The organism is Aureliella helgolandensis, from assembly GCF_007752135.1.
Taxonomy (GTDB): domain Bacteria; phylum Planctomycetota; class Planctomycetia; order Pirellulales; family Pirellulaceae; genus Aureliella; species Aureliella helgolandensis.
The window spans coordinates 2,294,796-2,319,676 of record NZ_CP036298.1; the positions used below are offsets into that span (position 1 = coordinate 2,294,796).

18 protein-coding genes are annotated in these 24,881 nt (G+C 54.2%); 10 read left to right on the plus strand and 8 right to left on the minus strand.

What is annotated here, in order from left to right; genetic code table 11:
• Window positions 1-144 precede the first annotated feature (144 nt).
• The 4 genes from Q31a_RS08140 to Q31a_RS08155 are packed head-to-tail and all read right to left on the minus strand — an operon-like array spanning window position 145 to window position 4,176.
• Window positions 145-1,428 carry a glycosyltransferase family 4 protein gene (locus tag Q31a_RS08140; protein ID WP_197356429.1) on the minus strand — a complete coding sequence of 428 codons (1,284 nt, stop codon included), beginning with the start codon at window positions 1,426-1,428 and terminating at the stop codon, window positions 145-147.
• 8 nt (window positions 1,429-1,436) lie between these two features.
• Window positions 1,437-2,471 (minus strand): glycosyltransferase, encoded by a 1,035-nt coding sequence (locus tag Q31a_RS08145; RefSeq protein ID WP_145076463.1) that lies wholly within the window; start codon window positions 2,469-2,471, stop codon window positions 1,437-1,439.
• Window positions 2,468-3,502: a glycosyltransferase family 4 protein gene (locus tag Q31a_RS08150; RefSeq protein ID WP_145076465.1), complete on the minus strand. Its 1,035-nt coding sequence runs from the start codon at window positions 3,500-3,502 to the stop codon at window positions 2,468-2,470. The genes Q31a_RS08145 and Q31a_RS08150 overlap by 4 nt, the downstream gene beginning before the upstream one ends.
• Entirely contained in the window at window positions 3,499-4,176 is a 678-nt protein-coding gene (locus Q31a_RS08155) for a NeuD/PglB/VioB family sugar acetyltransferase (protein WP_197356439.1), read from the minus strand. Before Q31a_RS08155 ends, Q31a_RS08150 begins: the two co-directional genes overlap by 4 nt.
• 721 nt (window positions 4,177-4,897) lie before the next feature.
• On the opposite strand from Q31a_RS08155, the gene Q31a_RS08160 reads away from it, so the two are divergent.
• The 7 genes from Q31a_RS08160 to Q31a_RS08190 all read left to right on the plus strand — a co-directional run bounded on the left by Q31a_RS08160 (window position 4,898) and on the right by Q31a_RS08190 (window position 13,906).
• Window positions 4,898-5,575: an NTP transferase domain-containing protein gene (locus Q31a_RS08160; protein ID WP_261342707.1), complete on the plus strand. Its 678-nt coding sequence runs from the start codon at window positions 4,898-4,900 to the stop codon at window positions 5,573-5,575.
• Window positions 5,553-6,206, plus strand: coding sequence for a class I SAM-dependent methyltransferase (locus tag Q31a_RS08165; protein ID WP_197356443.1), 654 nt, complete (start codon window positions 5,553-5,555; stop codon window positions 6,204-6,206). The genes Q31a_RS08160 and Q31a_RS08165 overlap by 23 nt, the downstream gene beginning before the upstream one ends.
• A gap of 89 nt (window positions 6,207-6,295) precedes the next feature.
• Entirely contained in the window at window positions 6,296-7,387 is a 1,092-nt protein-coding gene (locus Q31a_RS08170; RefSeq protein WP_145076471.1) for a hypothetical protein, read from the plus strand.
• Between the two features lie 118 nt (window positions 7,388-7,505).
• Window positions 7,506-8,504: a hypothetical protein gene (locus Q31a_RS08175; RefSeq protein ID WP_145076473.1), complete on the plus strand. Its 999-nt coding sequence runs from the start codon at window positions 7,506-7,508 to the stop codon at window positions 8,502-8,504.
• A 270-nt stretch (window positions 8,505-8,774) separates the two neighbouring features.
• Window positions 8,775-9,725, plus strand: coding sequence for a PfkB family carbohydrate kinase (locus Q31a_RS08180; protein ID WP_145076475.1), 951 nt, complete (start codon window positions 8,775-8,777; stop codon window positions 9,723-9,725).
• Window positions 9,712-11,877 (plus strand): HAD-IIB family hydrolase, encoded by a 2,166-nt coding sequence (locus Q31a_RS08185; RefSeq protein ID WP_145076476.1) that lies wholly within the window; start codon window positions 9,712-9,714, stop codon window positions 11,875-11,877. The genes Q31a_RS08180 and Q31a_RS08185 overlap by 14 nt, the downstream gene beginning before the upstream one ends.
• Window positions 11,855-13,906, plus strand: coding sequence for an alpha-amylase family glycosyl hydrolase (locus Q31a_RS08190; RefSeq protein ID WP_145076478.1), 2,052 nt, complete (start codon window positions 11,855-11,857; stop codon window positions 13,904-13,906). The genes Q31a_RS08185 and Q31a_RS08190 overlap by 23 nt, the downstream gene beginning before the upstream one ends.
• A 353-nt stretch (window positions 13,907-14,259) precedes the next feature.
• Here the strand turns inward: Q31a_RS08190 and Q31a_RS08195 are convergent, their stop codons facing one another.
• Complete coding sequence (locus Q31a_RS08195; protein ID WP_145076480.1) at window positions 14,260-16,314, minus strand: SHD1 domain-containing protein; 2,055 nt, start codon at window positions 16,312-16,314, stop codon at window positions 14,260-14,262.
• Window positions 16,315-16,545: 231 nt separating this feature from the next.
• Here Q31a_RS08195 and Q31a_RS08200 point away from each other — a divergent pair, with 231 nt between their 5' ends.
• Window positions 16,546-17,568 (plus strand): 6-bladed beta-propeller, encoded by a 1,023-nt coding sequence (locus Q31a_RS08200; protein WP_145076482.1) that lies wholly within the window; start codon window positions 16,546-16,548, stop codon window positions 17,566-17,568.
• Between the two features lie 108 nt (window positions 17,569-17,676).
• Here the strand turns inward: Q31a_RS08200 and Q31a_RS08205 are convergent, their stop codons facing one another.
• The 3 genes from Q31a_RS08205 to Q31a_RS08215 are packed head-to-tail and all read right to left on the minus strand — an operon-like array spanning window position 17,677 to window position 21,762.
• Window positions 17,677-18,594, minus strand: coding sequence for an aldo/keto reductase (locus tag Q31a_RS08205; RefSeq protein ID WP_231691119.1), 918 nt, complete (start codon window positions 18,592-18,594; stop codon window positions 17,677-17,679).
• Window positions 18,595-18,614: 20 nt separating this feature from the next.
• Window positions 18,615-20,987 carry an efflux RND transporter permease subunit gene (locus Q31a_RS08210; RefSeq protein WP_145076486.1) on the minus strand — a complete coding sequence of 791 codons (2,373 nt, stop codon included), beginning with the start codon at window positions 20,985-20,987 and terminating at the stop codon, window positions 18,615-18,617.
• Window positions 20,988-21,006: 19 nt separating this feature from the next.
• The gene (locus tag Q31a_RS08215) at window positions 21,007-21,762 is read right to left on the minus strand and encodes a 4'-phosphopantetheinyl transferase family protein (RefSeq protein ID WP_197356455.1); all 756 of its coding nucleotides are present in this window, start codon (window positions 21,760-21,762) and stop codon (window positions 21,007-21,009) included.
• Between the two features lie 154 nt (window positions 21,763-21,916).
• Here Q31a_RS08215 and Q31a_RS08220 point away from each other — a divergent pair, with 154 nt between their 5' ends.
• Both Q31a_RS08220 and Q31a_RS08225 read left to right on the plus strand, forming a co-directional pair.
• Window positions 21,917-22,252 (plus strand): P-II family nitrogen regulator, encoded by a 336-nt coding sequence (locus Q31a_RS08220; protein ID WP_145076490.1) that lies wholly within the window; start codon window positions 21,917-21,919, stop codon window positions 22,250-22,252.
• Window positions 22,253-22,458: 206 nt separating this feature from the next.
• Window positions 22,459-24,870: a DUF1592 domain-containing protein gene (locus Q31a_RS08225; RefSeq protein ID WP_231691120.1), complete on the plus strand. Its 2,412-nt coding sequence runs from the start codon at window positions 22,459-22,461 to the stop codon at window positions 24,868-24,870.
• The last annotated feature ends 11 nt before the right edge of the window (window positions 24,871-24,881 follow it).

Here is a 24,881-nt window from a genome sequence, read left to right on the forward strand (position 1 = left end):
CTACGAGCCGGAATTTCAACTGACTCAGGTTACGGAGGAAAGGGGGCCCTCTGTGCCGTCAGAAACAAAAACACCCCTACGGACTCAAACCACGTTCCACCGCCGAACTCACCCCTCCAACCGGCAACTGGTGAAATATCCGGGCTAGTCTCGCTCTAGGATCCTCAGCGGTTCGGTGAGCTTAGGATGTCTCAACATTTCTGAAGTAGCTCCCCATGAGAACGCTGTTTGGCTGAGTGCTGTGAGTGCCTTTAACCTTGGAGCCGAAGCGAGAACCTGATCGGACAATTGGAGCAAAGAATCTGCATACTTTTCAGGAGCGTAATTTTGGACCGCATAGGCACGGGCCCTTGCGCCCAGTTCCTCTCGCGCTTTGGCATTCTCGAAAAGGCGCTCCAATGCAGCTTGGATCTCATCGATTTCACGCTCTTGGCTAATTTTCACTACGCAATCATCAGCGACTTCCGCGTAGGCACCAGTATCGGTTACAAGCGTGGCCTTACCATGCAGCATTGCCTCAATGAGGGAAGCAGAGCCAGCTTCGAGTGCTGGCCACCTCAAGCAACAAATGGCGTCAGTATTTTGGATTGCGTCGCAAAATGTATCGGAGTCGACTGCACCATCCACTCTCAAACACACCCTCTGGCAACGGGCCTGGCTGACTAAGAGCTGTCGCATCGAGTCTGAAATCGCTCCGACCAGTCGGTATTCTGTCGAGTCTCGCAGCCTAGTGCTTTGTCCGATGGCTTGAATCACACTCGACGCTCGCTTGTTCGGGTTCATACTTCCTAGAGTAGCAATTCGAAAAACTTGATCCGAGTTGCTTTTCTCATGCTCCTGCTGGATGGTCAGGTGCGGTTCATAGCAAAGGGGAGTCACTGCAACGGGGCCTGGACACCCTCGCAATACAGATTCCACTCCCCAGCTGCTGTGCGTGAGAACGCCCAATCCAAGTGAAGAAACCCATTCTGTCATGGGAGCAATACTGTGCGTTTCTTGGTAAAACAACTCACTGGCGACTGATTTTAGGACTAATTCAACCACTTCATTCCCATACCAATGGCGAATTATCGATTGAGGTGGAGTTCCGCTAGCATGGCACCAGCCTTGGAATAGATTGCCTACGAAGAAATCGTGGAGACAAATCACTCCCGGCGCCTTCGGCAGCCATTCGAGACACCCTCTGTGAAATCCTAGGCAATCTCCAATTTGGTAAATACACAAATCGACGTTGGCTAAGAGCCGTTCCACCTTAGCTGTATCCTGCCAGCTGAGCAGGGGGACCGGAAAATCATGCGTGAGCTCTTTCGTCGGTAGGGAAGAATCAGCACCAACGACGGCCACGTCATGCCCCCTTGCTAGGAGAGCATTGACGGTCAAGCTTGCAACTTTTCCAATCGCCGACTGTGCCGCGATTGGTGTGAACATAGCAAATTTCATTGCAGTAGCGTCTCAATAGTGTTCATCCAGTTGATCCCCAATAGGTCCAGCTGCTGTTTGGCGTTCTGTCCGTATTCGATCGTGGTGGCTCGGTTGCGGAACGCATCGGAGAGTACCTCAGAAAGCGATTGAGGATCGGGGGGAGCGACCCAACCGGTGACGTGTGATTTGACCAGCGCCAGAACACCGCCAGAGTCGGTAGTTGTCACGATCGACTTTTGAGCTGTGGCTGCTTCCATAGCCACGTAACTCATCGAATCCTCGTCGAACGGGAGAGAGGCGGCGCACAACGAATTCCTCATGTAGATTGCATATTCTTCGCGAGAGAGCATTCTAAGATCCAGCTTCACTCGGCCTTGGAGCCCTAACCGGCAGGTTATTTCCTGAAGCCTCTGCGCATCGGACTCATGGTCTGGAGGGCCTGCAATGATCAGCTTTACTGAAGAGTCTGCTAGGGCGAGTGCCTCTAACAGCAAATGCTGGCGTTTCATTAGATTTACCCGTCCGCCGACAAACATGTAATCCTCGTGTTTCCCATTCGAAAATAGCTCGCTGTCGTTGACCGGGCATATCAGTACACGTGACTCCACGCCACTATACTTTTGGAGCCGCGACTGGGTCGTGGGAGAATTGACGAATAGCTTGCGTGACTCCGCAAAGGCTTGTTGGTCCGCCTCTTCGATCACCGATTTAATGTCCTTCCCCATCTCACCCGTCAAATTGGAACCATCGGTATCGTACAGGTCGTAGGCTTGCCGATATTGATGCATGATCCACAGCGTTTTATGTGGGTGACGAATTAAATAGGCTGGGAATTTCAGTGCAATGACACGATCAACATTGGGGAGCTCCAGAGCGCGAACCATCAGCATTTGCGATAAGATCACCTCGGGGGGATCCCACTCGAACGGAATACGAAGCACTTCGGACTCATGTCCCTGCTTTTGTAGATTGGTCCTCAGAGCTTCCGCCAAGAACTCCGCTCCACCCCAAATAAATGGGGCCATATTGTTTACAATAAGAACCTTCATGAAAGCAATTTCTCTAAAACGAACTCCCAAGTGATGTTGTTGTCCGCCACGGCTCTGTTTGCGGCTTGCCCCATCTCTTCGGTTTTGCTTCGATCCTCGTACAGTTGATCTATCGCGCGGGCGAGATCTTTAGGATTCGGGGGGGTTATATAACCATTCTTTCCGTCTTCAACAAACTCAAGCACTCCGCCTGAGTCAAATGTTGAAAGGGTTGGCTTAGAAGACAAGGCGGCTTCGATAGTTGGATAACCATACGAGTCCTCATCTGCAGGCAAGTAGGCCGATGCCAAGCATTCACCAAAGATTTTTACTTTCTCTTCTTCGGCAATCCAACGGCTATCAATAATTACTTTCTGCTCTACCCGGTGCATCTTCGCCGTTCGGCGAAGTGTCTTCGCATATCTTCCACTGCTTGCTCCGCAAAGTCGGAGTCTTACAGGAGTGGTGACATGCGCCATTGCTTCGACCAACAGTGCCTGGCGTTTATGCGACTCCATTCGACAAATACAAACCACCTCGTCATTCGTACCGAGTTTGGTATACCGCTCTGGTTGATAAACCGGCGGGTATAGGACCTCACTGTCCACGCCGTTGAAATCCTTGACACGTTTCGACACGACCTTCGAATTCGTGTATACGGCCTTAGCTTCTTTCAAAGCGGCGGTGTCAATCTCAAACAGTGACTTTCGAAATCCTCTCAGCTGGGCTGAATCCGGTAGATTCGCATACTCCGGATGTCCCCATAAATCGTAAAAGCATCGAATATGATGAATGAACCAGAGGATTTTGCATGGATGCGGTATAACATGGGATTGAGGGCGAGTACAGATAATACGATCAGCGCTCTCCAAACGGAGCCACCTGAATGAGCACATCTGATGAAACAGAGTGTCAGGCGAGTCAACCTCCGGCAAGTAGACGATTTCTACCTGATGCCCCATTTCACGAAGCATGCTACCCAGCCAATCCACGATATTCCTCGCTCCACCATATATGAACGGAACATATGTTGAGCAAATCGCAATCTTCATGTCACGCAATTCCCCGTTATGGGAGAGCCGATCGCTTTTGCAGGGACTCCAACAGCGGTAACAGAGTCAGGAATGTCGCCTACTACGACAGCGCCTGCTCCCACTTTAACCGACGCACCTAGTGTGATATCTGGAATCACAGAACATCCAATCCCCAAAAAACTAAACGCACCAATTCGAACTCCACCTGCAATTCCACATCGCGGTCCAACGTGAACAGCGTCGGCCAAGACACAATCGTGGTCGACGGTTGCTCCAGTGTTAATAATTGCCACATTTCCAATTCTCGTGTCCGCGTTGACCACCGCATTGGCCATCACTGCCACGCCAGTACCTAGAATGGCTGAAGGTGAAACCACTGCATGTGGACTAATCGCATTTACCAGCTCATATCCGAGATGCAGTACCTCATTGGCTAGCCTATGTCGCGTCGCATTCACCCCAATTGCGATAAATGCTCGACTTGCACCCCGCTGCCGCATCCGCTGCAGATGCTCGTCCCCCTGGAGAACCGGCACGTCGAGGCATCGACTCGGACCGCCTGAAGCACCAACGCAGTAGCTGACCTGTTGTCCCATGGAACGGAGCAACTCGATGCATACTTTTGCGTGACCGCCGGCTCCCACCACAACCACCTTGGAAGCGAGTTCTTCCATTCGCTTTGACTCCAGCATGATAGCGTTCATAGGCTTGGTCGAGATTCAATAACAGCAAGTCGCTCGGCCAAGCGTTATGAAATCAAACATCACTTGAAAGTGCTAGCCAGCTTCCGTTGCCCCAGGATGTAAGCGGCTGGGGAATCAAAGTGCTGCCTACGGTTGTTTGCGTAAATACTTGCGGCGGAAACGCTTCCACTCATCTCGAATTCGTTTACCAATAGGCTTCTTTGTCTTGGGGGAGAGGCCGCCTAAAGAAATAGCGTGTGTTCCCTGTCCACGTTGCTCCGGAGCAAACCGTGATACTGCGACATTTACTTCAACTCTGCTTCGATGGGAAATCATTAGTCTGTCGCACCATTTCTATTGCACGTTAGGCTATTTCGCAAGCGCGTCCAACTCTAGCAAGTACGACTGCCCGTTACAATGGGACGTTTTGCTGAACCGCTCCGTCGATGCACGCCGCGTTCGAGATCGTCTCCATGTTGAGAATGAAAGTGGCTGCGGGCCGCCTGTAAAGGGCAGGCATGTATAAAGGAGGAGGATCCAAAGTGGAGGCGGTAGTCCAGCAGGCAAGGAGAAGGTTGGGACGTGGTCTGGGGATGTGATATTGGGCTCATAGGAACAGCCTCTGATTCCAACTTGACTCAAGAATATCCATTTTAGTACCATCGCGACTCGCTGTGACTCCTCCTGGGTCGTGTGATACCAAATTACCTCCCACCCGCAGGCCATGCGCATGAACGAGGCAACTGTTGTAATTAATTCGGCCGGATGTGGATCGCGTCTAAAGATGCAAATTCCAAAATCCCTTGTCGAAATTTCGGGTCGTCCCATCTTGGAGTGGCAGCTTCGTGAGTTGTGTCCTTCGGCGCCAAGAGTGCGAATTGTTGTGGGATACATGGGAGACCAAGTGGCCACGTTGGCACGTCGCCTGCGGCCATCGATTGAGGTGATCGTAAATGAAGAATGGAAAACAACTAAGACTGCAGCTAGTCTGTCCCTTGGAATGAAGGGAGTACGGGGGCGTTGTGTTTCGTTGGATGGCGACTTGCTCGTTCATCCTGCTGACTTTAGCCAGGTGCTCACAGCTGACCAAGATGTTATCGGAATTGCCGATGTCAGCACTTCTCATCCAGTATTCGCCGTTGTCAACGATCAGAACGCGTGCACTGAGATGTCTTACACCAAAACTTCGCAATACGAATGGACTGGTTTGGTCAATTTTCTGCCGAGCAGTGTAGCTCCCGGCCAGGGTAATGTCTTTGAGATGATTGAAGATTTGTTGCCGACTCAAACGGCTAAGATTCGCTGTTGCGAGGTTGACACCCCTGCCGATTTCCTCTACGCCAACCGCATCTGGCCGGATTATGCTCAAACCATGGAGAGCACTTATGTCGCGCGCTACGCTGGATAAAACCAAAATCGACAAGTTTTGGCAAGAACGAACGCAGTTTTCCGATCCTCGCATTGCCACCAATTATCGTGATGATGGACGCCTTCAGTTTGACTGCGATTTGGTCCAGTCCCTGGCAACTCCCTCCTCACGCGTTCTGGATCTAGGTGCGGGGACTTGCACCCTGAGCGCGATGCTTGAACCCTACGTTGCATCCGTTCTGGCTGTGGACAAGTATCCCCGGTTTTTGGAACATGCACCGAAGACTGAGAAGTTCTCCACCGCTTGTGCCGATGTAACGGAGTTCAGAAGTCAACAGTTGTTTGATCTCATTCTCTTAATCGGCGTCGTCAACTATCTGTCGGTTCATGATGAAATAGAGCTCTATAAGCGTTGCGCGGATATGCTTGCCAGTGGTGGCTCGTTTGTCGTTAAGAACCAGTGTGGCATCAAAGAAGAACGCGTGGTGGACAAGTTCTCTGAGGAACTTGGAACACATTACCACGCTCGCTATCCTGCATTCCAATCCCAATTGGAACTTCTCTCTCAATTGTTCTGCGTCTCGCCAGTGGACATCTATCCGCCGGAGATCAATCGTTGGGAAGACACCCACTTTTACGCCTTTGTCTGCACAGGGAAGCCACCTGTTTGATGGTAACTGGGCTCCCTGCAATTCGAAAGCTGCCTGCTTTTAAGGTTTAAGCCTTGTTCCTCTCGCAACTCTTCAGACGCCGAAAATCGGTGTCTACGCAAGCCTTGAGCTCTGGGGCCCTCGTTCCCAGCACGACTTCGACAACGCTGGCAAATATCCAGCAGGTGAAGCAAGCAATTGCCGAGCACTGTATCGTGCTTTGTCATTCGTCCCTTGAAGGGGCCATTCGAGAGGTTCTGCCACGCCACGTGGTTATTGCGTGCGATGCGACTCGCGAATTTTCAAGTTTGCTCTCAGGGCTTCAGCATAAATCGGAAGAGTTGTTGCTGACGCAGCCAGCGATGTTGCAGGAGTTGCTGAGCGAGCCAGATGAGCTACGGCGATTGGTCAGGTGTTGCTCTGGGAAGCTATGGTTGGAATGCGATGCAGCGCCGCTGGTTGCGGGACCAACGCGGAAGGCACTTCATCGTGCTGGGGTTTATGAAATCGTGTCCTGGCTTGTTGATAGTACGACTCCTCGCTTTGACTATTCTTCGGTTGGTCTGCTTCCTGACGGTCACTTCCAAATGGAGGCCTCAGTGCCAGCTGTAGAGATTGGCGCCAGCTGCAACTGGTTGATTGCCAGTAGAGTCCCTCTGCGGGAAACGCAAGCCTTGCCATGGACCTGGATTCACGGGACGGGGAGGATCACTTCAGACGGAAGCTTGTCTGCGGAAGCGGACTCCGATCTATTGCTCACAATCCGTCTGAGTAAGTATTCGTCTCACGATGTGCCCAGCATGCGCGTCTCGGGCAAGTTTAGCTGGCCCATACATTTCTCCACCGCCGTGTCAGGATCGCTGGTCGGTTGCTACCACGGTCCTGGCGACTCGCGTATGTACCTAGCAATGGTGGAGCCTCAAGAATATGGACAACTTCGTGTTTCGATATGGCGGCATCTCGTTCAATGGGAGCAAATTGCATCGGAGATGCTAGATGCGAAGAAGTTTGGACTCGAGAACGCAAGGCAATTGCAAGCAGAAATTGTGTTCGAGATCACTCCCGATGAGTTGCGTTTGTATTGCGAGACAGAATGTTTGCTAAATGTCGCGGACGATTCCCTACCGAGAAATGGCAACTACGGTGCGAGGTTGCTGGGAAGCAAGCTGCAGGCTAGTCAAATTACTGCCTCTGAAATCTAAGAACCGAGCAGGGAGGCGCGTTGCTTCTGGCTTGGAGTCGGTCCCTGCCGGGGATGTGTGCGCTTGCTAGCCACCTCCAGCTCTATCCCACTGTCTACTAACGTCAAAGCTACTCGTGATGCATCCTATCGTTGTGACTTCAGGCGTTGACTCGGAGTATGTTCTCGGTGGTTTCGCAGAACATTTGCGGTCCAAGGGCTATGTTGTCCACGAAATCGATTTTGGCGCGAGCAATGCAGACTTTCGCCCTCTGCTTGAGAGCTTGAGTTCTTCGAAAGTAGCCTTCGTCACCTCTTCGCACGCCAATTTGACAAGTCGAACGGCGCGCATGATTACTCCTCTTTTTTGGGAGAAGTATCCGAACTACTTAGCTCCGCTCGAAATCCTCCCCATTCTCAAGCCTCAAGTATCTGTTTATGTACCGCACGACTTGCTGAGCCCCTTCGGTGATAGAAACCTCGACGAGTATCGATTTCTCGATTTATTCGACCACCTTCTCGCTCCTCAAGATTTTCCAGAACTTCAGACACAAGTTGGGCAACGAACACAGGTCCACAGTGCTGGCTGGATCAAATACCGAGCGCACCCCGTCGACCAACCCCTGGAAGCTCATCTGGACGCGCTCCCCTACCCGCGAATTAGCTTCATGATCAGCTCAATTCAGTTTTTGACAGACAAGTACGGTCCTGCAGGGCTTGTACAGTACTACAAATCGATCCTGACGAAAGGCGTCCGCGTGAAGCTGCCGGTTTGGAGTGGTGTAGAGCAAATTGAAGAGGCTATCAGGAATCACACAGAGGCAGAGGTGATTGACTCCCACTACTCGTCTGCGAGTCTGATCGCGCAGTCTGACCTTGTGGTATGCAACGCGGCATCGTCAATCCTAGCAGAGTCGATTCTCGCGGGCGTGCCTGGCATTTGCTTGCTTGATGATGAAGCAGAATCTGCAGAATTGAAAATAGAAAAACTGCGTGAATACCCGCAATTGGTTTTTCATGACTATCGTTCTCGTGCAGCGATCCCGACGGAAGTCCTCGATGACGTACTCTCTCAAAAACTTGCTAAACGACTCAAGCCAATAGATTACGATTTTATGGAAAGTTTAATCTGTGTCTGACGGAAAAGCTCCTCCTCTGAGCCCCCCTTCGTCGCTGCTTCAGCGTCTCCTGTGAGCTGAACCGAGCAATGTTGGAAACTGGACGTAGCCCCCAGCGATGGAACACCATTCGGTTCCGTGAGCAGACAGCGAAAAGTGAAAGTACCCAGAACGGAAAACATGGCGAGATCCGGTCGATCCTTCTGCCCCAGTATAGAAATTAGGCTAAATATGGTATCTTGAGTGCTTGGATGCATCGAGTGACACGTGCTGGGAGTACGCTCTATTACAATGCCTAATGCTGGCCCGCCGAGCCGTTTGCCGCCGTTGATTTTTGGAGAAGTGCTGTTCGACCACTTTCCAGATGGTCGTTCCGTACTTGGGGGGGCTCCGTTCAATGTGGCCTGGAATCTGCAAGGTCTGGGCAACTCTCCCCATATGTTGACCGCTGTTGGCAAGGACGCTGAAGGCGAACTGGTCCTGAAGGAAATGCAGGACTGGGGAATGGAACGTGGCGGTGTGCAACACCATCCGCAACTCTCTACCGGTCGCGTCGTGGTCACGCTGGCCGGTGGGCAGCCAACTTACGAGATTCTCCACCCTTGCGCATTTGATCAGATTAAGCTGCCGGAGCAGGCAATCGACGCAGCCCATTACTCACTGTTGTACTACGGTACGCTGGCCGCTCGCGACACCATCTCTCAATCCACCCTCTTGCACTTGGTCCAACATAGTGGGCTCCCACGGTTTGTTGATCTGAACATCCGCCAGCCTTGGTTTGACCACGCATTGGTAAGACCGTTACTCGACGGAGCGGAGTGGGTAAAACTCAATGACGAAGAGTTGGCCGAACTTTCGGGCCAACCGCACAGCACGGTCGCCATAGACATCTTGTGCAGCGTCCGGATCATGCGGGAGAAATATGGGGGCTCGGTCTACTTCGTGACTTGCGGTGCCGCCGGCGCGTATGCGTTGGTGGAGGATCGAATCCACTTCGCCCCGTCGCCTGTGGTCCAGAATTTGCAAGACACGGTAGGGGCCGGAGACGCATTTACGGCCGCCACCCTTCATCAACTGTTACGTCAAGTGCCCTCGGAATCGGCAATCCGGTTAGCCGTCCAATTTGCTGCCCAGGTGTGTGCGATTCGCGGGGCAACGACAACCGCTCGAAACCTTTACCAATTCGAGGGCCGGGAAGATGACATCAACTCCAACGAAGACTCCGACCATGGGAATTCTTAATAAAAAAGACGGACTTAAAATTACGCTCATTAGTCTGCACGGACTCATCCGAGGTGACGAGCCTGAGTTGGGGGCCGACGCGGATACGGGGGGGCAAGTTAAGTACGTGCTGGAGCTAGCGCGAGAATTGGCTGCGAACCCTAGCGTACGCGAAGTCGAGTTGCTGACGCGGCAGATATTCGATCCCAAGGTCAGCAAGGACTACGCGCAACCCGAAGAGCCACTGTCCGATAAGGCTCGGATCGTCAGGATTCCATTCGGCCCCAAACGCTATTTGAAGAAAGAAGCCCTCTGGCCTTACATTGAGCTGTTTGTTGACCAAACGCTCGTCCACTTCCGTCGACATGGAATTCCCGATGTTATTCACGGGCACTATGCTGACGCAGGATTGGCCGGCGCGCAGCTCGCCAATCTACTCCACGTTCCCTTCATTTTTACAGGGCATTCGCTCGGTCGAGTCAAGGCGCAGCGCTTGCAGTTGGGCAAAGAGCGGGTCGATGCCTTGGAACAAATGTATAAGTTTCGCATTCGCTATGAAGCGGAGGAAACGGCACTGGAAACCGCCTCGATGGTCGTCACCAGCACCGGACAAGAGGTCGAGCAGCAGTATGAAATGTACGACCACTACGATCCGTCGCGGATGGAAGTCATTCCTCCAGGGGTCGATCTCGATGCATTTTTTCCGCCGCCAGAAGATTGGGCGCGGCCCGAGTTTGCCGATGAGTTAGCTAGGTTTCTGCGAGAACCCGAAAAACCTTTCATTTTGGCGATGGCACGACCGGACGAACGCAAGAATCTCGAAAAGCTCGTCGAAGTCTACGGGGAAAGTAGCCAGCTCCAGGAAATTGCGAACCTGGTGATGATCATGGGAGGTCGAGATGACCTCCGTGAACTTCCCAAGGGGCAGCAACAAGTTATTAACAATGTACTTCATCTGGTCGATAGATACGACCTGTATGGCAAAGTGGCCTACCCCAAGCGCCATCGCCCCCACGACGTTGCAGAGCTTTACCGCTTGGCAGTACGGCAACGCGGCGTATTTATCAATCCCGCCTTAACCGAACCCTTTGGTCTGACCCTGTTGGAAGCGGGGGCGGCCGGGCTACCCATCGTAGCCACCAACGATGGCGGGCCCTGCGATATTATCGCCAACTGCGACAATGGCTTGCTGGTCGATCCCGTGGATGGCAAGGCAATTGAGAAAGCGCTGCTCCGCGTGCTGACCGAACCCGAGCAATGGGATGCTTGGTCCCAAGCCGGCGTGGATGGAACGCGAAAACATTACTCATGGCGCAATCATGCCGACCGCTACCTTCGTGACCTTTCGGATATTCTGAATCACTCGGCGACTCCGGAGTTGATTGACAACCCAACCATGCGGCGACTGCCCGAATTTGATCGCATTATTGTGACCGATTTGGACAATACGCTGACTGGCGACGACGAAGCCTTGGAGGAGTTCAAGGAGCTGATTCGAGCCAATCGTCACATCGGCTTTGGCATCGCAACCGGCCGGCGTCTCGACAGCGCTCTGGAATTGATTGAGCAACTTGGCCTGCCGCGCCCCGACGTCATCGATACCGATTCGGGGACGCAATTGCACTATGGTGCTAAGCTGACTCCGGATTCCAGCTGGCAAAAGCAAATCGGGTATGCCTGGGAACCAGAAAAAATCAGCGAAACCATGGCCAGCTTGCCGGGCGTGTTCCAGCAAGAAGAATCTCACCAGTCGAAGTACAAAATCAGTTTTGAGATCGATCAAACCCTTGCCCCAAATCTAGCTGCCATCAAGAAAAGTCTGCGCGAGGCGGGATTGCGTGCTAAGGTTGTTCAGTCTCTCGGAATGTATATCGACATTATCCCCGTCCGTGGGGGGAGTGACTTGTCGATGCGACATTTGCTATGGAAATGGGGGTTCTCTCCTGAGAAGGTACTCGTAGCTGGCGATTCTGGAAATGACGAAGGCATGCTCCTAGGCAGGACGCTCGGCGTCGTCGTTGGCAATTACAGTCCCGAACTCAACAAACTTCGCAATCGTCCTCGCGTCTATTTTGCAGATGGCGCGCACGCACGGGGCATTATTGAGGGCATTCATTATTATCAGTTCCTAAGCAATATCGTAATTCCGAATGATCACGTCGAATCTAACTGAAGAGAACCGAGCCAACTCCACCACTAGCGGTGGGAGGCCCAGTGGCTCGGGATTACGTGGTCGATTGAATTCCGCTGAGGGTTTGCGTTTTGAAGCTGAGTTGACGCTGTTGCGACTCGCACCGCGTCTCGAAGCCCACTGGAACGCGCTCTCAGCCGAACCCCGATTGCGTCAAGAATTTGAGGAGCGTTTGGAGGAATACTGGTGGCAGTTGTTTCAACTGCTATTTGAGCTTTACGGTTCGCGGTACGACTTTTTCTACCATCTCGAGCAGATTCTACTTACCGCCGCCACGGCGTGGATCCAGCGCCCTGAAACGCTGCGCGACGTGGACCGGCATCGGATCAATGAACCGAACTGGTTCGCTTCGGAGCGGATCGTCGGGGGCGCATTGTACGTGGATCTCTTCAGCGAGAATCTAGGAAAACTGCGAGAGTCGATCGGTTACTTCAAGGAGCTTGGGTTAACCTACCTGCACTTGATGCCCTTGTTCGCCGTTCGCCCAGGTAACAGTGACGGTGGCTACGCGATCAGCAATTATCGCTCGGTAGATCCACGACTCGGCACGATCGATGATTTGAGGCTGTTGGCAGACGATTTACGCAGCGCCGGTATTAACCTGGTGCTGGACTTTGTATTCAATCATACCTCCGACGATCATCTTTGGGCGCAACATGCGAAGGCAGGGGATCGCGAGTTTCAACAGTACTATTTCATCTTCCCCGACCGTGAACAGCCCGATAAATATGAACACACACTGCGGGAGATTTTTCCCGCCGTGCGCCGTGGCAATTTTACTTGGCACGACGCGATGGAACGCTGGGTATGGACGACGTTCAATAGCTTCCAATGGGACTTAAACTACAGCAACCCCTCCGTCTTTCGCTCGATGCTGGAAGAAATGTATTTCATCGCCAGTACCGGGGTTGATATGCTGCGGCTCGATGCCGTCGCCTTTATCTGGAAAGAGATGGGGACGGCGTGCGAGAACCTGCCTAAAGCACACACCCTCATCCGAGCCTTCAACTGTCTAGCGAGAATTGCGACGCCCGGGCTACTTTTCAAATCCGAAGCGATTGTACATCCCGACGACGTGGTGAAGTACATTGCACCTGAGGAATGCCAGGTTTCCTACAATCCGACTCTGATGGCCCTACTATGGGAATCGTTAGCAACTCGCGAAGTCCGCTTGCTCAATCGCACGTTGAGTCACCGCCATCGCTTGCCTGAGGGTACCGCTTGGGTGAACTACCTGAGATGTCACGACGATATTGGTTGGACGTTCGATGACGCAGATGCTGCCGCCATTGGGATCAACGCCTACAACCACCGGCAGTTTCTCAATCAATTTTATACGGGACAATTCGAGGGCTCCTTCGCTCGGGGCGTTCCCTTCCAAGAGAACACTGATACCGGTGACATGCGCATTGCGGGCACGCTGGCCTCCCTCGCCGGACTGGAGCAGGCGATCGAACACGATGACGAAGAGGCCAAAGAGCTGGCTATTCGGCGCATGTTGTTGCTGCAGAGTATTACGTTGAGCATCGGAGGAATTCCGTTGCTCTACCTTGGCGAAGAGTGGGGCATGCTCAATGATTACGACTTCGTCAAAGACCCCGCCAAGGCCGGGGATACACGCTGGGTGCATCGGCCGAAAATGCAATGGGAATTCCTGGACGAGCTCGATGACACGTCGGTCGCCGTCAATTCCTCGATCCGTCGACGCATTTTTCGCTCCCAACAAAAGCTAATTGCAGCCCGTAAATCGTCCCACGCGCTGGCTGGGCAAAACATGGAGCTATTGGCAACCCAAAATCCACACGTGCTAGGTTTCGTGCGAACCCATGAGGCACATCGCATGGTGGTTCTGGCCAATTTTTCAGAGCAACCTCAGACCCTCCACGGCAATCTGCTGCGGACCGCGGGAATGGGAAGATTCTTTGAGGATGTGCTCTCGAGTCGAACTTTGGGCACGAGTGATGACATCGTCTTGCCAGCCTACGAGGTGCTCTGGCTAAAACGCGTGTAAAGAGAGGTATGGCTCCCAGCTGCGGAGCATTTGCGGGCGAGCCCAACGCTGTCGTGGAGCAGACCGCAAACGAGGTCGAATCCAAGCTGGAGCTGGCCACAATGCGCGACTAGGCTGACTTTCTCGCACTTCCTGATACCATCTGCACGCATTCCGAATCTCATCGCCTGTACCAGATAATGCACGTGCGGGGCGTTCGCTGTTTTCCAGCATTGCATGCGGGCGGTAAGTCCTCGTCGGCGGACCGTACGTGATTTCTGCTAGCGTTCGCTGGGCCCTGAGCATGGACTCAAGGCCAGCGTTGCCCTATCCGCTGGTGGAATATCCACCAGCAATGGTCGCCAACGATTGCATTATTGGGGGACGAGGCCGCGGGCGCCCAGGACACTCGAACCAATCCCTTTTTTCTTGGCGGGATCAAATAGCTTTTCGGGAATGTCGGTTGTGCTAAACAGCTGAGGCATCGGCTTTTGCATCGAGTCTGCTTTTTGCTGTGCCGATTCGCCATCCTTTAAGAACATGGTTTGGGGGAGTCCCGAACCGCCGCCGGTTTGCCACGCAACCACATCTCCGTACATCACTTCTAGTTTGCTAAAATAGGGCGTAACGGAAATTGAGTGTTCGCCACCGCCACGTCCTATCATCGAGCGATAGGTTACTGTTTGTGGTTTGCTGCGCCCCATTTCAGCTTTGAGAATCGTTGTCGAATTTGCATCGTAAACCCAGTCGTTGTCCTCAATTTGTTGCATCAGTGCATTTCGAACTTCTGTATCGTATTCACCGCACTGAATGGACAAGCCAACCGCGTGCCCTGGGCGAATGATATAGAGGCTCTCCGGATCGAGTCCTTCGACCGCCTCCCGGACCCCCGGCCCTGGTAGCTCTACAGCACCGATGACAAACTGAGCTTGTTGCCCACGAATATTGACCGCGTAGCAGAGCTTGTCTCCCATGACGGTTTGGGTCTTTGCTCCCCACGAATCCGTTTGGACCTGGCTAGTATCAATCCTGTAGTTCCAGACCGGCAGTTGATGGCGCGTGTCGTACAGAACTTCACGATCGATCAACAAGGTCGTATCGTCCACCCATTCCACCGTCGCTGAGAACGGAGTGCCAATTCCGTCTGCTCTCAGTCGCGTGGGTGGAAGTGAGGAACCGACTTCCCAGATAGCTAGCTGTGAACGCGTGAGCACAGCCAGTCTCGTACCATCTGCATTGAATCCGACACCAGCGGTCCTACCACCTTCCACGGGTAACGCTGCGAGCGTGTTGCCCGTAGCGGCTTCGATAATTCGCACACGTTCATCTTCGGGCAAGGCAAAGTACTTTTTACCAGGACTCAGTACAAGCTGAGCACCGAAGAATGACTCTTGCTCAACCCGATATAATTCACGATGGGCATCGGTATCCCAGACGACGAACTTCTGCTTTCCCCATTGATGCAACACCCGATTGGGCGCGACAATTACGGCAAGGGTGCCCTGACTGCCGTGCATGCGTTCCACTTCGCTTTTCCAGGAGACTCGAGCTTCCGGCACTTCGAGAGTTGGGTCTGCAGTCCAGAGCGTGAGACGCGTTCCCTCCTTATTGGTCGTCAGTAAAGACCGATTCCTCGGGGCGACGGCTGCCACGCGTTCCCCGCTGGGGAGCAATTGCAGGCGGTTGATTTTCTCTTGTGCTAGTGCTGCCCAAAGTACGCGGCTTGGCTGATCGCCATGGCTGTCCATGGTTCCAGCAACCATCCAGCCATCCGCTCCGCCGATCGGTTCCAGCCGCACAAGCGATTCGAAAAAATGTGCTTTCGGAAAGGCGACTCCTTTCATCGGCATGCTGGCAAACCCAGGCGGAGCATCGGGAGGAATTTCGCTCAAGTCCTGTGCTTCGTTCCACACCGCTGCTCCGAAGGCAGTTGCATTCTGTTGAAACACCGTTAGATCTGGTAGCCAGGCAATCTCTGGTCCCACCTTAGATTTCAGCATTTTGAGAAACGTCTGATCGGACTCGCTCAGCTTGTCGATGGGGACGGCGAGTTCGGCGCCATCTTCCTCTTTGTAGAGCAAGACATCTTTTCCCTTGAAGGCCATGACTGCGGCGCGAACCGAGAACTGCTTGGACTCGTCACTCCATAATCGCATGGGAGAGATCACTTTCTCTTCCCATGGGTATCTCAACTTGTCACTGCCCGAATCGACGACGACTTGTCGCGTCTGATTGCCGAGAAAGTATTCTACGCCAACCTTCTTCCCCTGAACTTGCAGCACTACCCCTTCGCGCCATGAATTGCCGCTCTGGTACTGCACCTCTTCTCCCTCGCGAAACCGCCTGCTCCTGGATTGTCCGAAAGCCGCGGTGCTCGAGGTGAGGCCTACCAGCAACCAGAGAAGGTAGTGTTGGGGCAATTGATGCATGTTATGATCCTATCCAGTTGGCATGGCATAGCAGGTCCTCAATTGTATTCCAATTCCCTGTGGTATTCGAGACTTTTGCGCCACACCCCCGGGAAGAAGAAGAGTTCCGTTGCTACGGATAGTGCCATTTTCGCGTATACTCGGGCCGCCTGTGCCGCTCGGTCGGCCATCCATTGTCAATCTTCCTAACCTATAACTATTCCCAATTCCATCACCAATGAGGCGATCGCCATGCGAATTTCATCAACTCTAATTGCCGCTTGCTTGACAGCGGTTCTAAGCTGTCCGGCTAGGGCTGCAGACACACCTGTTGCTGCCGTGCGAATGGGCTGTGGTGCGATGACGTTTGATACGGTCCCAGGTTGGGGCCTGCGTCCCGATGGAGCTTCTGCGATTGGCTCTACCCATGGTTCGGTGGTCATCGACCAAGCGGGCAATATCTACACCAGTGCAAAGGCGGGCGTGTTCGTCTTTTCACCCGACGGCAAGGTAATCCATTCCTACCTGGGAGATCAGTATTCAAACATCCATGACATGGAGATTCGCCAAGAAGAGGATGGAGAGTACATCTATGGAGCGCGCAATGCCAACGCTGAAGGGATCAAGTTCAAGGTTAGCACTGGTGAAATCGTCCTCCATCTTCCCTTCCCGGGAGAATCAGGGTTGGAGCTGAAGAAATTCAACCCCACTGCCATTACCGTGGCCAAGAATGGTGATATTTACCTGTCGGACGGATACGCCAGCAACCACATTTTCAAATTCGATAAGAGCGGCAAGTACCTGATGCATTTTGGCACCAAGGGCAATAAGACCCGGGAGTTCAACACCGCTCACGGAATGACCCTTGATACCCGCTACGAACCCAATCGCTTGCTCATCTGTGATCGCAATCATGAACCCAAAGGCCGCTTGGTGCATTACGATTTGGATGGCCAGTTCATCGAAGAGGTCGTGACGGGGTTGGGCATGCCAACTTCGGTTGCCATCCAAGGGGACTACGTCTCGGTTCCGGACTTGCAAGGCCGACTGGTGATTCTGGACAAATCCAACACGATCATCGCCGTGTTGGGACACAACCCCGATCCGGCCAAGGGAGGCAGCTTCAATGTGCCTCAAGCCGAATGGGTCGAAGGGGTTTTCAGTGGCACCCATGGCTCTTACTGGGACGAAGCAGGCAATCTCTATGTCCAGGACTGGAACGTCTCGGGACGCATTATGAAGCTCGTCCGGGTCGATCCCCGCGGTGATAAGTAGACCACGGATTGCACCAAGGGCGGCGTACTTGCATGCCAGTTGCTTTGAGGATACCAGTTGAAGAGCCCGACGCAGTAAACCCAACCTAGCGGATGCGACGGCTTGCGTTTAGGACTCTCTTCCGGCCCCAGTGATTTCCTGCACTCGCCGGGTGATTTCAGCATACAAGTCCCCGGGGAGGGCTCCCGCTTTGGCCGCCGCCACGTTTTCAGCAAAGTGTTCTAAATTGCAAGTCCCCACGATGGCCGTGTCGCAATGCGGATGCGATAGGGTGTAACGCAGGATGAATTCTGCTCGCGACATAGAGGCGGGCAAGAGTTCATCCAATTTTGCAGCGGCCCAGACGGCATTCACTGCTGGACGTTGTATCTCTGCATCGGGGCCTCCCTGGGCGATCCCACCACGGACGATAACACCTGCCCCTTGTCTCGCGGCTTCATCCATGCAGGCCGCATGCTCCGGGGCAACACAGGCGTAGGGCAGTTGGAATGCGTCAAAAATCTCCAATTTGAGCAAATCCGTAATCTCCGGGAGTTTCGTCGACACTCCCAACGCGCGGACTGTTCCCTGCTCACGGAATCCTTGCAACACCTCGATCAGGCCGTTTTGCTTCAGGGTGGCAGCATCTCCACCATGAAATTGCAGGAGATCAATATGGTCGGTTTGCAAGCGTTCGAGACTGGTTTCCAGATTGCGTCGCACGGTATCCGCAGTCCAGGTGTGTCGGATTTCTAAGGTGTCGGCATGTTGAATGGGATCGCAGCCACATTTCGTTGCCAGAGTGAATTCGCCACGCCGCGAACTAAGAAAACGTCCGATTCTGGCTTCGCTCACACCGTAGTCCGGCGAGGTGTCGATGAAGTTCACGCCGGCATCCAACACGGCATGCAACACTCGCTCTGCAGCCTCATCGGAGACGGTCCGGATACCCCAGGTGTTCGGACCACGCAGGCCCATGCTCCCATAGCCTAGCCGTGTCACGCATAATCCCGTTTTTCCCAGCTGCCGTTGCTCAAGCGTTGACATGTGATGGACTTCCTTCATGGCTAAGATCTAGGGGATATCAAGATTGGCAGGACTACCAAGTTACCAAGTAACCCGCCTAGCATGGTCAAGCTAGCCAGGGTCCCGAAAACGACCGTGGGGACAAACTCACTGGTCGTCAGGCTGACGAACCCGGCAATCAACGCCAAAGTTGCTAAGACGGCCGCCAAGCCGACGTTCTCTTGGGCCGAACGGAGTGCTTTCAGCGGTCTGTCGCCTGCGCGCAGCCGGCGACGGTAGTGGAGCAAATAGTGGATTGAACTATCTACCGACAATCCTAATGATACCGCCGCAATCATCGCAGCTCCCATGTTCACGGGCATCCCCAACCATCCCATTGTCCCCAGCACGAGCAGAGCTGGCAACGCGTTGGGAACCATGGCCGCCAGGGCGAGCCCCAGGGAGCGAGTTGCCAGAGTCATCACCGCGAAGATGCCTAGGGTGGCATACAGAAAGCAAGTCCATTGGTCTTGCAAGAGGCTGGAGACGAGTGCGCCCAACATCACATGATAGCCAGCCACGACGGACTCCGGCGGAGGTGCATCGAACAATTCCAACCAAGCGGGGCGATGGGTGAAATCCCTGACTTTCCTCGAAACCGCGTGAATCAGTTCATCTTTAGCCGCGGCCGATGCACGCTCGCGGCTGCGCAGCATGATCCTTAGCCAACGATGGCCGCTCGCATCTGGGAGTGGTGAGAGTAACGCGCCGGTAAATTCCGGCATGGCTCGCCGCATGCCTTCGAGTCGAGCGCTGATCGGTAGATTTTTGAGCAGCGCGCCCGAAAGACTGGCGAGGTCAGCATCGGCGATACTCAGCACCTTGGTCAGCGCCAGCGATTCCTCCTGGCGATCCACACGCAACGCTCGCAACTCCTGTTCAAGTGCATCAATCTGTGCAATGTATTCATTCGAGATACCGCGAGGTGCGGGGAGCATTAAATCCCACACGCCAGCTCCCCCGAGTTCTCGCTCAATCACTTCGTATCCCTGCACGATGGGACTACTCGCTTGAAAATTCTTTGTAAAATCGGTTTCCACTCGCATGCGTAAACTGCCGAACAGTCCGAAGGCTGTGATGGCCAATAATATCCCGATTCCCACTCGGCGATGTGGCAAGATCCACTCTAGGATTCTGCGCAACATTAGGCGCACCCACAGATCCAGCTTGGGCGTATGCGGATCGGTATCCCAGCGTCCCAGCAAAGCCAAGCCTGGTACGACGAGCACAATGGCAACCAATACCATGAGGGAGCCGATAGCCATCATCAACCCAAAGTCTCGCACTGGGCCCACATCGGCGGTCATGAGCGATGCAAAACCAACTGCGTCGGTGATGCAAGCCCACGCGACGGGGGCGAGCAACGTTGCGTAGGTAGCCGTCAAGGCTTCTGGGCGAGTTGCCCCAGAGCGGCGGGACTGCTGGAATTTTAAGAGGAGATGCACCGAGGTGGCCACGCCGATGACCGTGACGATTGCCGTTAAGGTGCTGCTGACCATCGTTAGGTTGAGACCAAGCAACACCAGAATGGCCTGAGTGCTCAGCAACGACCAGTGCACGACCACGATGGGAATCAAAGTCCAACGCAGCGAACGAAAGCAGACCAACAGCACCACCAGCAACAGCAACGAACTGATTACGCCGAGTCGCCAGCCATCGCGTTGCACCATTTGAAAACCGTCATGCACGAGCACCGGTTCCCCCGTCACTAAACCCTCGGAGGCGGGCGAGGGGAGATCGAGCATGACAGCCCGCAAGGACTCGATGGTTTGCTGATGCTGCATGCCGGCTTTGCTATCGACGGCCGCGGGTGCATGGGGTGCCGAGCGGGAACTCCAGCCTTGCGTGGAGCTTTCTTCCAGGGTGTCTGGCGGGGCGAGCAAACAGGCAATGGCCACATATTCGCTATTGGGCTGATGCGTATAGCCAGCGAAAACTTCGGCAAACGCTTGCGCCAATTCGTCGTCTGGATCCAACAATGGCGGTAGACGCGGCCCACCGATATTCAACAACTGGAGCGGACCTCGCAAGGTCTCAAGAATTTCGTGGAGCTCAGCTAGGCTCAGGACTGCCGAAACCCCGGGAACGCTGGAGACCCGGTCGCTAATCGCCGCCAAACGCTCGAGCCCAGCCCCCGACTTGTCCCACAACTCTGGATCGCGGTAGACCGCCAACGCAACTTGGTTCCCGCCAAAGCGTTCTTGCAATTGATAATAGGAGGTTACCAGTGGATGTCCTGGTGGGAACATGCCGTCCACCTTCCAATCCAACTGCAACTGGCGCGAAATGGGCCAACTCAGCAACGCAAAGATCAGCGCCAGGAGCAAAATGGGAAGATGAAACTGGACTAGTAGCTTTGCAATCCGTTCGCTCACACTACATCTTTCGGGGTGATTAATACGAGTGGCAGCTGAACTGTGTCACGCTGCGCCAGGTGGCTATTGCGGCCACTCCGCCCGGGATGAGATCCAAGAGCTGCAAGCGCCATGACGCTCGGTCGGTCCACGCAGTCATGCGGCAGGTCCCATCATCATCGAGATGCAATTGTAACGCTGAATCAATGTTTTGAGGATGGAAGCTTGCTGCAGTGGGGATTGGCAATGGGAATTCGATCTGTTGCAAGCCTTCGGCGATGCCCAGTCCGAGCGCCTTCAATAGTGCTTCCTTGCAGACCCACAGCCGCAGCATTTCGTGGTCACGCTCTCGCGCCGCTACGGCTTCCCACGCAGCCAGCTCTTGCTTGCAGAGGACTTGTCCCGCCACAGAGCGATGGCGGAAGGAAGGTTTTAGCATTTCAAGATCGACGCCAATCGGAGTGGCAGCGATCGCAATTGCCGCCCAATCCCCGGAGTGCGTCACGTTAAAATGGAGGGGCTCTCCGCTCTTTGCCGCTTGCACGCCAGCCAACTTGGGCTTTCCCCACTGCTCGTAGTGGAATTGGACGGCATGCGGGGCAATTCCAAGCAACGTTCCTAGCGTTTGCCGTAGCCGACCACGACAGACGACAAACCGCCGGCGAACTTCATCGGATAAAAAACAACTCGCTCGCGATCGTTCCTCGGCCGATAAACTGCTCTCAAGTTCTGAATAGGTCGCATCGCTCACGTGAAGCGGCAGAGTCACGACGTAGGCTCCACCCAATCGTGGCATATCTGTTAATCTTGGAGGAGTTTTTTCCATAAGTGGTCTCAAGTGAGGCGTTCCGCTGCCAAGTTACAGCATTTGTTTATAATCGCAAGCATGTGCGAGTTCCCCAGAGTCTTGCGACTTGTGCTTTCCAACTTCAACGACATGCATGAATTCTATGAAACAAGTAATTGCCGTCGTCCGCCCCTATCTGGCTGAACGCGTTCTTGAGAATTTGCGCATGGCTCCGCTGGAGGCATTGATGGTCCGTGAAGTCAAAGGTTATGGGCGGCAAAAGAACTATTTGCAGAACTACAATGACAGCGAGTACGGCCAAGCCTTCCTCCCCAAAGTTGAGATCACCATGTGGGTGGAGGACTTTCGCGTGGAAGAAGTGATCCAACGGGTCAACGACGTGGCCCGCAGCGGACGGATGGGAGACGGGAAAATCTTGGTACTGCCGCTCACTGGCTTTGCCGATGCGAGCAGCCCCCTGCGCGAATTCGAAGCGTAACGACCAATGTCGCGTCGAGACTCAGCGAATCGACGATTCGCGATTGCTGTAGGGCGGCTTGGGCGACGTAGCGTTGCCGAATACCCCCCGAAAGACGCGGCATATTCCATGTCGCTGGTCTTGGTGGCCTGCATTACAATGGAAGGGTGCTCCCTCCCAACACCTCCCAATTTGGCAAAACCGCCACTCTACGGAGAGCTTTGTCCATGCCATCTGCTTGCCGTTTCATGCTGCCCCTAGCGCTAGCTGTGTATCCCATTCTCGGCGAGCTGGCAGCGGTTTGGGCCGCGGCACCCATCCCAACCGTCGAGTTTCTCCAAGAGCACTGCTACGACTGCCATGCGGGCGAAGGTGCGGAGGCCGGATTGGATCTGCAGCAATTGCCACCAGACCTCACAGCGGCAGACGCGACCAGTCGCTGGACGCGGATATACGATCGTGTGCGATCGGGGGAAATGCCGCCTGCCGACTACGGATCCGTTGAACAGGATCAGGCTGAGTTGTTTCTCATATCCACTGAACAATGGATTGCAACTACGCTCCATGAGCAACATCGCGCGGCTGGTAGAGTGCCCGCCCGCCGGCTGACCAATCATCAGTTGGAATTAACGCTCCAGGATTTACTGGGCATCGACATCCCACTGCAATCGCACATGCCGGAGCCCGCGCGGACTGGTCATTTCAGTACGTTGGCCGAGTATCAGTCGATGTCGCACTATGACTTGGAGCAGCATCTTGCCATCGTGGATCTCGCCTTAGACGAGGCCTTCCGCCGCGCACTGTCTCTCGATGACTACTGGATGCGAGAGCTAACTGCGCAACAGATATCGCGAACCCGCGCGCGAACTCGAGAGCCTGAATACATCGACGGAGCGGCGGTTGTCTGGTCCTCGGGACTTGCATTTTACGGTCGAGTGCCAGCCACCACCGCCAAGGTTGACGGATGGTACCGCTTTCGTTTCGAGGTTTCCTCGTTAAACAAACCGAACGAGCATGGTGTCTGGTGCACGGTTCGGTCGGGTGCGTGTGTTTCCAGTTCCCCGCTGATGTCTTGGGTGGCCTCCTTCGAGGCGGAGGAAACTCCCAGGGAGGTCACGGTTGAGGCATGGTTGCCTGCTGGACACATGCTGGAGATTCGTCCGGGTGACCGCACATTGAAACTGGCAAAATTTGCGGGAGGGCAGGCGGCGAACGGAGAAGGGGGCAAGCAGAATGTCCCTGGAATCAAACTGGGCGGAATGGTGGTCGAACGCATTCACCGACACGCCGATGATCCGCAAGTCCGAAAGGCTCTGTTCGGAGATTTGGTCGTAAAGCCCGGCAAGCCCGGCAAGCCTGGAAAAACAAACTCCGCTGGAGTCGTCCGACTTCCTACTTCCGATCACGCGGAAGTTCTTCAAATTGCGAGTCCGCTCCTGTTCGAATTTGCCCAACGCGCCTTTCGCCGAGCGGTGAATGCTGAGGACCTGCTTCTGTACGAGCAGATCTTTGAAACCACGTACGCGAAGAGTGATTTCGTTGCAGCGCTACGCGCCAGCTATCGAGCCATCCTCTGCTCAGCTCGCTTTCTCTATCTGCAAGAGTTGCCCGGGCGACTCGACGATTACGCAATTGCAAATCGGTTGAGCTATTTTCTTTGGAGCTCCATGCCCGATTCGACGTTGATGGAATTAGCAGCCGCTGGCGAGCTCCAGAATCCGCAGATCCTCCGGCAGCAGGTCCGCCGCATGCTGGCAACACCTCGCGGGCAGGACTTCATCGTCAATTTCGCCAGAGAATGGCTTGAGCTAGGCGATATCGGTTTTACCGAGCCCGATCCACGCATGTACAAAACCTTTGATCCGATCGTCCAGGATTCAATGCTCCGAGAAACCCATGCGTTTCTCCAAGAGCTGTTGGAACAAGATCTTGATGTTCGCAGTCTGGTGGACAGCGATTTCACTTTCCTGGACAGCCGGCTAGCTCGCTTCTACAACATCCCGGATGTTCAACACGATCACCTTCGGCGGATTGAACTATTGCCGCAGTACCACCGTGGTGGGTTGATGGCCCAAGGAGCAGTGCTCAAGGTGACTGCCAACGGAACGAATACGTCACCGGTGCTGCGCGGCGTTTGGATTGCCAATCGCTTGCTCGGCAATACCATTCCACCGCCACCGGCGAGTGTACCGGCCATTGAGCCTGATATTCGTGGTGCCACCACAATCCGGGAGCAACTGGCGCAGCATCGCGATCACGCGGAGTGCGCCTCCTGCCACAGGAAGATCGATCCGCCTGGATTCGCCCTTGAGAACTTTGATCCAGCAGGCGGATGGCGAGAGTTTTACCCGCGCCAGGGACGCTCGAAAAAGGGGCCCAAAGTCGATCCGAGTTACGTGACTGCTGAGGGCGAGCCGTTTGACGATTTCGAAGCATTCAGACGGATCATATCGCGTGATCCGATTCCAGTAGCGAGAAATTTGGCGCGTCAATTCTTGACGTACGGTTCCGGTGCGCCTGTTTCCTTTGCCGATCGTGCCGCCGTCGAAGGCATCGTCCAAGACGCCAGTCAGCACGATTACGGCATGCGTTCAATTTTAGAAGCGGTCGTTTGTAGCGAACCCTTTTTGACCAAATAAACAGGACCTCT

What these genes read in the sequence shown, in the direction of transcription:
- Q31a_RS08175 (WP_145076473.1), top strand. Translation starts at nt 7,506, where the DNA reads ATGCATCCTATCGTTGTGACTTCAGGCGTTGACTCGGAGTATGTTCTC.
- Q31a_RS08145 (WP_145076463.1), bottom strand. Translation starts at nt 2,471, where the DNA reads ATGAAGGTTCTTATTGTAAACAATATGGCCCCATTTATTTGGGGTGGA.
- Q31a_RS08155 (WP_197356439.1), bottom strand. Translation starts at nt 4,176, where the DNA reads ATGCTGGAGTCAAAGCGAATGGAAGAACTCGCTTCCAAGGTGGTTGTG.
- Q31a_RS08165 (WP_197356443.1), top strand. Translation starts at nt 5,553, where the DNA reads ATGTCGCGCGCTACGCTGGATAAAACCAAAATCGACAAGTTTTGGCAA.
- Q31a_RS08200 (WP_145076482.1), top strand. Translation starts at nt 16,546, where the DNA reads ATGCGAATTTCATCAACTCTAATTGCCGCTTGCTTGACAGCGGTTCTA.
- Q31a_RS08185 (WP_145076476.1), top strand. Translation starts at nt 9,712, where the DNA reads ATGGGAATTCTTAATAAAAAAGACGGACTTAAAATTACGCTCATTAGT.
- Q31a_RS08205 (WP_231691119.1), bottom strand. Translation starts at nt 18,594, where the DNA reads ATGTCAACGCTTGAGCAACGGCAGCTGGGAAAAACGGGATTATGCGTG.
- Q31a_RS08150 (WP_145076465.1), bottom strand. Translation starts at nt 3,502, where the DNA reads ATGAAGATTGCGATTTGCTCAACATATGTTCCGTTCATATATGGTGGA.
- Q31a_RS08190 (WP_145076478.1), top strand. Translation starts at nt 11,855, where the DNA reads ATGATCACGTCGAATCTAACTGAAGAGAACCGAGCCAACTCCACCACT.
- Q31a_RS08220 (WP_145076490.1), top strand. Translation starts at nt 21,917, where the DNA reads ATGAAACAAGTAATTGCCGTCGTCCGCCCCTATCTGGCTGAACGCGTT.
- Q31a_RS08195 (WP_145076480.1), bottom strand. Translation starts at nt 16,314, where the DNA reads ATGCATCAATTGCCCCAACACTACCTTCTCTGGTTGCTGGTAGGCCTC.
- Q31a_RS08225 (WP_231691120.1), top strand. Translation starts at nt 22,459, where the DNA reads ATGCCATCTGCTTGCCGTTTCATGCTGCCCCTAGCGCTAGCTGTGTAT.
- Q31a_RS08215 (WP_197356455.1), bottom strand. Translation starts at nt 21,762, where the DNA reads ATGCCACGATTGGGTGGAGCCTACGTCGTGACTCTGCCGCTTCACGTG.
- Q31a_RS08160 (WP_261342707.1), top strand. Translation starts at nt 4,898, where the DNA reads ATGAACGAGGCAACTGTTGTAATTAATTCGGCCGGATGTGGATCGCGT.
- Q31a_RS08180 (WP_145076475.1), top strand. Translation starts at nt 8,775, where the DNA reads ATGCCTAATGCTGGCCCGCCGAGCCGTTTGCCGCCGTTGATTTTTGGA.
- Q31a_RS08140 (WP_197356429.1), bottom strand. Translation starts at nt 1,428, where the DNA reads ATGTTCACACCAATCGCGGCACAGTCGGCGATTGGAAAAGTTGCAAGC.